This is a genomic window from Vibrio sp. V42_P2S4T144 (assembly GCF_009904715.1).
Taxonomy (GTDB): Bacteria; Pseudomonadota; Gammaproteobacteria; order Enterobacterales; family Vibrionaceae; genus Vibrio; species Vibrio alginolyticus.
In genome coordinates this window covers 1-9,691 of the sequence record NZ_WXWS01000387.1, presented here as the reverse complement: position 1 = coordinate 9,691, position 9,691 = coordinate 1, and the positions used below count along the sequence as shown (strand labels likewise).

The 9,691-nt window shown below is 45.2% G+C and carries 8 protein-coding genes; 7 read left to right on the top strand and 1 reads right to left on the bottom strand.

What is annotated here, in order from left to right:
* Positions 1-883 precede the first annotated feature (883 nt).
* A complete protein-coding gene (gene ltrA / locus CAG68_RS13040; RefSeq protein WP_005380665.1) occupies positions 884-2,356 on the bottom strand; it encodes a group II intron reverse transcriptase/maturase in 1,473 nt (490 codons plus the stop codon).
* Between the two features lie 789 nt (positions 2,357-3,145).
* On the opposite strand from ltrA, the gene CAG68_RS13035 reads away from it, so the two are divergent.
* Genes CAG68_RS13035 through CAG68_RS13005 form a run of 7 tightly spaced genes read left to right on the top strand, consistent with a single transcriptional unit; the run spans position 3,146 to position 9,587 of the window.
* A complete protein-coding gene (locus CAG68_RS13035) occupies positions 3,146-3,784 on the top strand; it encodes a thermostable hemolysin (protein WP_161441244.1) in 639 nt (212 codons plus the stop codon).
* Positions 3,785-3,791: 7 nt separating this feature from the next.
* A complete protein-coding gene (locus tag CAG68_RS13030; RefSeq protein ID WP_161441243.1) occupies positions 3,792-5,351 on the top strand; it encodes an AMP-binding protein in 1,560 nt (519 codons plus the stop codon).
* A 25-nt stretch (positions 5,352-5,376) separates the two neighbouring features.
* Positions 5,377-6,060 (top strand): TenA family transcriptional regulator, encoded by a 684-nt coding sequence (locus CAG68_RS13025; RefSeq protein ID WP_006741597.1) that lies wholly within the window; start codon positions 5,377-5,379, stop codon positions 6,058-6,060.
* An 8-nt stretch (positions 6,061-6,068) separates the two neighbouring features.
* The gene (locus tag CAG68_RS13020; RefSeq protein ID WP_161441242.1) at positions 6,069-6,863 is read left to right on the top strand and encodes an SDR family oxidoreductase; all 795 of its coding nucleotides are present in this window, start codon (positions 6,069-6,071) and stop codon (positions 6,861-6,863) included.
* Between the two features lie 14 nt (positions 6,864-6,877).
* Positions 6,878-7,513 (top strand): tetratricopeptide repeat protein, encoded by a 636-nt coding sequence (locus CAG68_RS13015; protein ID WP_161441241.1) that lies wholly within the window; start codon positions 6,878-6,880, stop codon positions 7,511-7,513.
* Positions 7,514-7,516: 3 nt separating this feature from the next.
* Entirely contained in the window at positions 7,517-8,173 is a 657-nt protein-coding gene (locus CAG68_RS13010) for a response regulator (protein ID WP_053807341.1), read from the top strand.
* On the top strand, positions 8,163-9,587 hold the full coding sequence (locus tag CAG68_RS13005) for a sensor histidine kinase (protein WP_161441240.1): 1,425 nt from the start codon (positions 8,163-8,165) through the stop codon (positions 9,585-9,587). The genes CAG68_RS13010 and CAG68_RS13005 overlap by 11 nt, the downstream gene beginning before the upstream one ends.
* Positions 9,588-9,691: the final 104 nt, after the last annotated feature.

The following is a 9,691-nucleotide window of genomic DNA, read 5'->3' as shown; positions in this document are numbered from 1 at the left end:
ATGTATAACAGTGCTATTCATATTTTGAAAAAGATGTGGAATAAAAGTTTGAAGCTTTCCCCATGAAGCATATTACCCTTGCTAGTCTGAACTGGGAGCTATACGCTTGAAGCAGCACAGGAGCTTAAAATCATGACCACACAAAACAAGAAACCACTGCCTGCACTCACGCCATTGACTCTGCTAAATGTCCCATTCACCGTTGTAGACCCACGAGAGCTTCCCCCCTTTGCAGAAGGCTTTTGAAACTTATTTGGTTGGTTCAGCGGCACTACACCCTATTTATGTTTACCAGCATGATTACGAAAGATTTTGTTTGCTCGTGCAACAAGGAAAAATCATACTGAAAACGGACTGAAATGAGAAATTCATACTTTCATTCCACATTTCTACTCTGCAATAACGATAACCGGTCAACACGGACGGTGTTACAAGTAAATGTGGAATAAATCTATAAGATTCTGAGGTCGAAATAGGAGTAAAAAGGTCAAAAACTGGCACCACAAGCCTCTATGTGTTTGATATAAAAGTAAAATTCATACTTTCAGTTTTTAGTAAGGATTTATTCCACATTTAAATAATCGCATGCATAAGAGTTACTATGGCAAATCTACATGAATAGCATTAGAATTAGCAGTGACTCTTATGTGGGATGGAAATAGTGTATATTCCGTCGAAGTTAAACAGTACTGATTCATACTCGAACTGAAAGAGTCGCTGATGAGTCACAATCAAAGCGAACAGCCTATTTGCTGATACGGTAACGAATATCTGTCGGATAGGCGACACCTGTTACCAAATGCCGCCCTCCTGAGATCCGTACGTGCAACTTTCACTGCATACGGCGCAAGCCTCCACTAAGGCGTTTTAGTAACCAAGCAACTCACAAAGCAGTGGCAACAGGGTCAAACCATGAATTACGACCTGTGTTTTTCACCTTACGTTCATTGAGAAAACCCTCCCAAAAAGGATCGAATGGGTTCGCTTGACTCATGATTTTTACATGTCGCTTAATTGGCACCTGACCGATTTGAAACAGTCGGATCACGCCATACAGTCCATCCTTTTTAAACCAGGCATGGAAAATCCATTGCCCTTGATAGTTTAGAAAGTACTTATGTGCGATCCATTTGCGTCCCTTGTTTGGGTGACGCCTGACTGACCATCGCCATAACGCTAGAAACATCTGATGACCAACATAACCGAAGGTTTGTTTAGCAACACAATGGCGATAGTAATTCGCCCATCCTCGTAGTTTTGGATTCATCATCTTGATGAGGCCCGCTACTGGGATTGTCGCGTGTTTTCTGATGAGGTCACGCATGTTTCTTAAGAATGATAATACGTTGGATTTGCTCGGTTTAATGAGCAGTTTCCCTTTGTACTTTCTGGCGTTAAAGCCAAGAAAGTCAAAACCATCATTGATATGAGTCACATGCGTTTTCTCTTCAGAAAGTGTTAAACCTATTTCTTGTAAGAAAGCTATCAGTTGCGGCTTAATGTCATTCACAAGAACTTCCTTTGAAGACCCAGTGATAACAAAGTCGTCAGTATAACCTATAAAGTTTGCTCTGCTGCCTGTTTTGCGAGCGATAGACTTAGTTAACTTTTCTAGTCCGACAAGAGTGAGTAACATCAGGGTGGGTGAAATTATCCCGCCTTGTGGTTTTCCCTCTGCCGTTTTGTAGAACAGCCCTTTGTCTATACAGCTACATCTCAGCCATTGCTTGAGCATCCTTTTGTCTGTCGGGATATTATCAAGTAGCCATTGGTGATCTATCTTGTCGAAACAAGCTTTGATATCCCCCTCAAGAACCCATTGTGCTGCTCCCTTTTTGCACAGGCATTTGAAGCACTGCTGTATTGCATCGGCTGCGCTTCGGTTTGGTCTAAACCCATAGCTGTTAGGGTCGGCAATTGTTTCCGATATAGGTTCTAGTGCTAGAAGATGTAACGCTTGTTGCGATCGGTCTATCATGCACGGGATATCTAATGGTCTAAGCTTGCCGTTTTTCTTTGGGATATAGATTCTTCTGAGCGGTTTGGCTCGATAGCCTTTTCTGCTCAGTAAACTGACTGCCGCCATTCGACGTGCATCGGTGTTCCAGATGTTGCCGTCAATTCCTGGCGTTTTATTGCCTTTGTTTTGTGATACTCGACGAACAGCGAGAAGCTTTGCTGTTTTCGAGTGAGTCAGTATCCACTGTAGTGCTTTCGCCTTACCGTATTTACCTTCTCGGATTGCTTTTGCAATGCGCATCTGGAACCTTAACACATGGCGCTCAACCGCTTTCCAGTCGATGGATTGCCATTGAGAGCTGCCAGAAGGGGCACTCACTTCATGAGAAGAGATCATCTGCGTTCCTTCTTAAATAAAGTTTTCCAAATCACCTTGCAATGGGAGACCAGTTGGTAGTGGGCACACTTTAGTGTCAGACATCCTTCTGTATCTGCATCATTACAATGCAGCATTCGCTTTTTCCAACCTCCTTTACCAGCACCGCTATCGACTCTCTTCACAGACAGCTTTCCCAAAGGAACGATACTGGCTTACCGTGTTCCGCATGTCGCGCAATATCAGGTTAGATGCCCACTATAGTGCGGGGAGCCTATCGAGCACGAAAGAGTACTGTCCAACCTCTTTCCTACTCCCATCGCCATTTTGGCCACAGCGTATTAACCACTTCCGCCGCTTCATCGCATAACGCACCTTAAATGGATTCACTTTAATTCATCATACTGATTCCCTAGAACTCACCCAATTCGTGGTTATCAGGAGGATCATCACCTCACGGTATCGCTCCCGTCTAGCACTATACCAAACTTCGTTACATTATCAGGCTCGCTGCTTTATTCAGAGCCTTAGGGTCGTCTAGTGATACAAACGGTTCACTCTTATCGCGGTGAACAGCGCTTCATGCGACTTCTCGTCGCACGTACAAAAGCATTTCAGAGGCTTTGCTAAATTAGTAAGTTATGGATAACTCAAAGTATCGAAAGTTGCTTAACTTGGTATCCAATATTGATGGTGAAGATTACTTAGTGGTCTTTACAGAATAATTTATTTACAAACGCTGATTCCTTAAGAGTTTCTTAAGTTTCGCGTTTTATTTTGTTGATAACTACTCAAACAAAGGAAGCGCTCATGAAACACCATGCACAAACTTCTGCAGATGGCTTTACTTTAGACATCGTTTATCCAATGCATCCGCTTTGGAGCCAAGTTATCGAGCATGTTTCTCAGCGTTATCAAGAAGCATTCTTTGCCGAGCTGAAACAATTTATGCCGGCGTATTTAACCCTCATTGAAGGCACTCAAATTATTTCCGTATGCGGCTTTCGCATCGCCGAAGATGAGCCCTTGTTCCTTGAACAGTATTTAGAAGACGACGCCCAAAAGCTGGTTTCTAACGTATTTAACTGCGACGTAAAACGTTCGAACTTAGTGGAGTTTGGTCACTTGGCATCTTTCGCTAAGGGCATGTCATCTCTGCACTTCTACCTCATCGCAGAAATGCTGGTCAATCTCGGTTTTGAATGGTGCATCTTCACCGCGACAGACCCACTTCACGCCATGATGGCGCGTCTAGGATTGGAGCCTCATATCATCGCGCAGGCCGATCAAAACAAAGTCCCCGATGCCGAGTCCACTTGGGGGGCGTACTACGAACATCAACCGCGTGTGTTAGCTGGCAATTTGCAAAAAGGACTAGAGCGCCTTCGATTAGTCCAAGAAAGAAAACGCAAACACAACAACTTGGTTAAACACAACGCCAGAATATAGGTGATGTATGAATATTCTCCTCGATGCCATTACAAAATGGGCAAAAACAACACCAGATCGAGTAGCACTTGTCGGCTACGAAACGAATCAAACGGTTGAACTGACTTACTCTGAATTGTTAAACAAGATCGAACTCGTTGCCGCCGAGCTTATTGCACAGAACATCAGAGCACTCGCGCTACGCGCAGAAAACAGCATCGATTGGGCCATTGTTGATTTGGCGGCGATGGCGGCTGACATAGTCGTCGTACCTATTCCGACTTTTTTCTCTGATGCACAAGTTGAACACACATTAGAGCAATCGGGCGCCGATGCTTTAGTCGGCGATTGGCAAGCATGGTTGACTTCTCATCCTAAGCAAAGCTTTAACCAGCAGGACCATCCGTTTTCCATTGTAAATTTGCCTTTGCTGCGTCGTAACCAGTTGGGAGATGAAGATACACAGGTAGCTTATCTACCAGAAACCGGAAAAATCACATTTACGTCAGGCTCGACTGGTCAGCCTAAAGGCGTCTGTTTAAGCAATGATCATTTGTGTTTGGTGGCGACATCGCTCGCCGACACAGTAAACGGCACGGCGCACTCGCACTTAGTGCTGCTTCCGTTATCGACGCTTCTCGAAAACATAACAGGCATTTATGTTCCACTCATGTTGGGCGTGACGTCATATATTTTACCCGGAGCGCAAACCGGCTTACTCGGTTCAAGCCAATTCGAACCGGGTTTGTTTGCACAAGCATTAGCGACCATCAAGCCAGAAAGCTTAGTACTAACACCAGCATTATTGCTTGCGCTCATTCACATCGCGAAACAGCAGCCCTCTCTTGTGGATTCTCTAAAATTTGTCGCCGTTGGCGGCGCAAGAGTGTCGTCGCAACTGATTAACACCGCGCATGCACTGAACATCCCTGCGTTTGAAGGTTATGGTCTGTCTGAATGTGGCTCTGTTGTTTGTTTGAATACACCAGGAGCATTTAAAGCAGGAACGTGTGGCAAACCACTTCCGCACACTCAGATTCGTATCGCGGAAGATGGTGAACTGCTTGTCAAAGGCAACGTTGCTCTTGGCTATTTGAATGAGCCGTTTACTCAAGAATGGTTAGCGACTGGCGACTTAGCCCAAATTGACGCGCAAGGTTTTGTCACTCTCTCAGGACGCAAGAAGAACCTTATCGTCACCGCATACGGCAGAAATGTCTCACCGGAATGGATTGAATCAGAAGCGTTGGCGTTTTTACCGATGACGCCACTGATCGTTACAGGCGATAGCCAACAAACATTATGCGCTGTCATTGCCAATAGCGAAGACGTCGAAGCAAAGGTTCATGCATTAAACCAAACCCTACCCGATTACGCTCAAATCCGAACCTTATTGCTGCTGGACAACCCACGAGCCATCTCTGGTTGGTACACGGATAACGGCAAGCTCAAACGGAATCAAATCGAACATGATGTGGCTCAGTTATTAGCGAGCACAACGCCTGAATTAACGCTGCAAGCGCAAAAGATCCAACGCATCGATTTGCCCTTCCAGCAACACATTACGTCTTTCCAAACTGCATCTTAGTTAACGGCTTCTTAAGGAGAAGGTTATGACTTTATTTTTCGAACAACTCAAACAAAGCACTGCCGCTGCTCAACAAGCAATGTTAACTGCGCCAGTCATCGCAGACGTTCAACAAGGCAACATTTCCAAAGATATGTATATCGCCTTTCTAACCCAAGCTTACCATCACGTTAAGCACACTGTTCCCTTGCTGATGGCGTGTGGAGGCCGACTATCTGGCGAATACGAATGGGTACGAGATGCCATTGCCGAGTACATCGAGGAAGAGAAAGGCCATCAAGAATGGATTTTAAATGACATCAAAGCGTGCGGCGGCGATGCCGAAGCAGTGCGCAATAACAAAGATGTAGGTCAAGTAGGTGCACCGATTGAACTGATGGTTTCCTACCTTTACCACAACATTGACCGCCACAACCCACTCGCGCTGTTTGGCATGGTGTGGGTATTAGAAGGCACCAGCGTCGGCATTGGTGGCCAAATGGCTGAAAAAATCCAGTCAACGCTAAGCCTACCGCCTTCGGCAATGACTTACCTAGTTTCACACAGCGTGTTAGACCAAGATCATCTGCAATTTTTTGAATCACTGATGAACAAAATCACCAAAGTGGAAGATCAACAAGTCATCATCGACTCCGCAAAAATGGTGTTCGCATTGTACGGACAAATGCTGCGTTCTTTGCCTTCTTTCTCAACCCAACAAGCGGCGTGAGGTGAAGCATGATCATTAACAACAGCACCATTCTCCTGACAGGCGCAACGGGCGGAATTGGGCAAGCCATCGCGCAAGAGTTAGCCAAACGCGGTGCCAGCCTCATTCTTGTTGGGCGAAACGAAGAGAGCTTGCAAACACTACAGCGTGAACTGTCGAATCCAGAACGTCATGACGTAGTCGTTGCAGACATCGCCTCATCAGAAGGATTAACTGAGATAAAAGATCGAGCGCGTCAACATCAAAAAGTGGACGCACTGATTAACAATGCGGGCAGCAACGATTTCTCGTTGTTAAGTCACAAACGACCAACGCAGATTGCAGACGAAATCCAACTCAATCTCGTTGCGCCGATGCTGCTGTGCCAATCGGCGTTGACGTGGTTAAAGCAGCCTGGAGTGATTCTCAATATTGGTTCCACATTCGGCTCAATTGGCTACCCTGGCTATACCTCCTATTGCGCGGCAAAAGCGGGTTTGCACCGTTTTACCGAATCGCTCGACAGAGAGCTGTTCGCAACCGGAATCCGTGCGCTGTATTTGGCACCAAGGGCGACAGAAACCTCGCTCAATAGCGATGCCGTCAATGAAATGAATCGACAACTGGGTAACAAAACGGACTCGCCGCAAATTGTAGCCGATCACGTTGTCACCATGTTGGAAAAAGAAATTTCCGCGAAATGGATTGGTTGGCCAGAAAAGCTTTTTGCGCGCATCAATCAACTGCTTCCAAGCGTGGTTTCTTCTGCGATTCGTAAGCAGCAAGAAACCATTCACCAATACGTAAACCGAGTCAGTCATTGAAGAGGACATGGACGATGAAGACCAAACAACTACTTTGCGCTTTGACGGTTTGTTCAACGTTAGCTTCGACCGCTGCGTTGGCAGGTAATACTCCACTGCAACAGGTTCAAAAGAAATGGGCGGAATGTCAGTACAGCACGCCCGATGGTGACGAAAAGGAACAATGCTTCCATCGTGCGATTGCCAAAACCAGTATTTATCTCGACAGAGAACCGGGCAATCCCGAACTTACCGTTTGGCTGGCAATCAATAAAGCATCGCTGGCTGGTGCTCAAGGTGGCTTGGGTGCACTATCACTCGCCAAAGAAGCCAAATCTTTACTCGAAGGGGTAATTGCAACTTCACCGCAAGCGCTTGATGGATCTGCATACACCAGTTTAGGTTCTCTGTATTACAAAGTTCCGGGGTGGCCAATTGGCTTTGGTGATGACGATAAAGCCGAAGAAATGTTGAAAAAAGCGTTAGAGATCAATCCAAAAGGCATCGATCCGAACTATTTTTATGGAGACTTCCTTGCAAAAGAAGGTCGAGACAAGGAAGCGAAAGTGTATTTGACTCGCGCAATGCAGGCGTCACCTCGCCCTGACCGGCCTTTGGCTGATAAAGGTCGAAAACTGGAAATTAAAGCGACTCTTGGGAGTTTGAAATAATCCATGCGCTTATTACTCGTAGAAGATGACAAACTACTCGGTCAATCCATGGTGACTTCATTAAGTCGCCATGGGTACACCGTGGATTGGGTGGAAAAAGGCTCTGGCGTGACTAGCGCACTCAAAACAGAAGCGTTCACCGCCGTAATATTGGATCTCACTCTCCCCGATATCGATGGATTGGAAGTTCTGCGTAAGATTCGCAAAGGCGGATTTAAGCTCCCCGTGATGATACTTACCGCCCGAGACGACATTCGAGATCGCGTTCAAGGCCTTGATGGCGGCGCAGATGATTACCTCGGAAAACCGTTTGCACTCGAAGAGTTGCTCGCTCGCTTACGTGTGTTGATTCGCCGTCAATCCGGTAGTGCAGAAGAAATCATTCAAGTTGGGCAGTTATCTTTATCCTTATCGGAACAAAGCATTCGCTACGATGACGCACCGCTTAAACTCACACGTAATGAATTTAAAATCCTCACCAGTTTGATGACGAACGCCGGACGCGTGCAAAGTAAGGAGCAATTGCAACAATCACTACACGGCTGGGATGAAGGTTCAAGCGACAACGCTATCGAAGTTCATATTCACAATTTGCGTAAAAAAGCGCCCAAAGTGGTCATTAAAAATATTCGCGGTGTGGGGTACATTCTTGAAAGATAAGAAATCGTACTCGATCAAACGTCAGTTAACTCTATCAGTAGGCGTGTTGGTAAGTGTTCTCTTACTCATCTCACTTTATTTCAGTTTCCAATCTGCGAAGCACGAGGTCGAAGAAGTTTATGACGCTAGGCTTGGACAATCCGCAAAATTAATGTTGCTGACGCTCTCAATTTCAACGGAAGAGAGGACTCTCGCTAACCATCGAGAATTATTTAATGAGTGGATGGAAAACATTGAGTCGATGTCAAAGTCTGACGATGACAATGTCACAACGTTCGGCCACCCTTATGAACAAAACTTGGTTTTTCAATTCTATCGAGACAACACACTGCTCTGGAGCTCTGATCAAACCTTGCACGCACTCTCTACGTCCTTTGATAATAACGGCTACGCTGATATCGTAAAAGACGGTACACAATGGCGTACATTTCAGATTTCACTGCCACAAACAAAACATGATAATGAATACGTCGTGGTTGCAGAAAAATACAAGATACGTAAAGAGATCATCCACGAAATTGCCCTATCCACATCAATAGAACAATTGCTGATACTACCAACTTTGTTGCTTTTGCTGTTTTGGTTGATCGATAAACATTTCCGACCGATTAACGACCTGCGCACCGCCATCACACAAAGAAACGTACACCGATTAGATCGCATTCATGTAAAAGACAACACCGTTGAACTCGCACCACTTGTCGATTCGCTCAACTCTCTCCTCTCTGAACTAGAGTTAGCCTGGCAAAGAGAGAAACGCTTTACACGTGCTGCAGCGCATGAACTAAAAACCCCACTAACAATCCTTCGTCTTAACGTAGAAAATGCACTTGAAAGTAATGATCCGGAGCAACTGAGAGGAGATTTACACAACATTCTGCAAGGCATTAAACGCACTGACCGCCTTATCCATCAGCTACTGACTTTAGCTAAAGTAGATAGCTTATCAGAACGTGTATTCGACACCGTTGAGCTAACCCCTTTGTTGCAAACCGTTGTTGCTGATTTGGCACCGTTAGCATTGAAGCATAAGCAAGACATCAGTTTATCATCTTCCAACATCGCCATATCCGGTGATCGAATGTTGTTAGAGGTGTTATTTCGTAACCTCGTCGATAATGCGATTCGTTACTCCGGCGAGCACAGTGACATACAAGTCAGCGTCGCAGAGAACAATAATACAATCAAAGTCTTAATTTCCGATACTGGTCCAGACATCCCGAAAGAAACTCGTGAAAGAATCTTCGAACAGTTTTATCGGGGTCATTCCGAACATGGCGACGGTGCGGGTTTAGGGATGTCAATTTGCAAAGACATTACTGCACTACACCGTGCAACACTTGAGCTTATTCCCAGAGAAAATCGTAGGAATACGTTTATAGTAGAGTTCCCAAAGTATGGAGAAAGAGGATAAGTAGAATTTATCAAGAAATGTGCTTATCAGGCTCAGATTAGTATTTGTACGATCATTTTTATTAATAGTATTTAGTCTAATAAATAATGGGGCAGGTATGAGCC

What these genes read in the sequence shown, in the direction of transcription:
- ltrA (WP_005380665.1), bottom strand. Translation starts at nt 2,356, where the DNA reads ATGATCTCTTCTCATGAAGTGAGTGCCCCTTCTGGCAGCTCTCAATGG.
- CAG68_RS13035 (WP_161441244.1), top strand. Translation starts at nt 3,146, where the DNA reads ATGAAACACCATGCACAAACTTCTGCAGATGGCTTTACTTTAGACATC.
- CAG68_RS13030 (WP_161441243.1), top strand. Translation starts at nt 3,792, where the DNA reads ATGAATATTCTCCTCGATGCCATTACAAAATGGGCAAAAACAACACCA.
- CAG68_RS13025 (WP_006741597.1), top strand. Translation starts at nt 5,377, where the DNA reads ATGACTTTATTTTTCGAACAACTCAAACAAAGCACTGCCGCTGCTCAA.
- CAG68_RS13020 (WP_161441242.1), top strand. Translation starts at nt 6,069, where the DNA reads ATGATCATTAACAACAGCACCATTCTCCTGACAGGCGCAACGGGCGGA.
- CAG68_RS13015 (WP_161441241.1), top strand. Translation starts at nt 6,878, where the DNA reads ATGAAGACCAAACAACTACTTTGCGCTTTGACGGTTTGTTCAACGTTA.
- CAG68_RS13010 (WP_053807341.1), top strand. Translation starts at nt 7,517, where the DNA reads ATGCGCTTATTACTCGTAGAAGATGACAAACTACTCGGTCAATCCATG.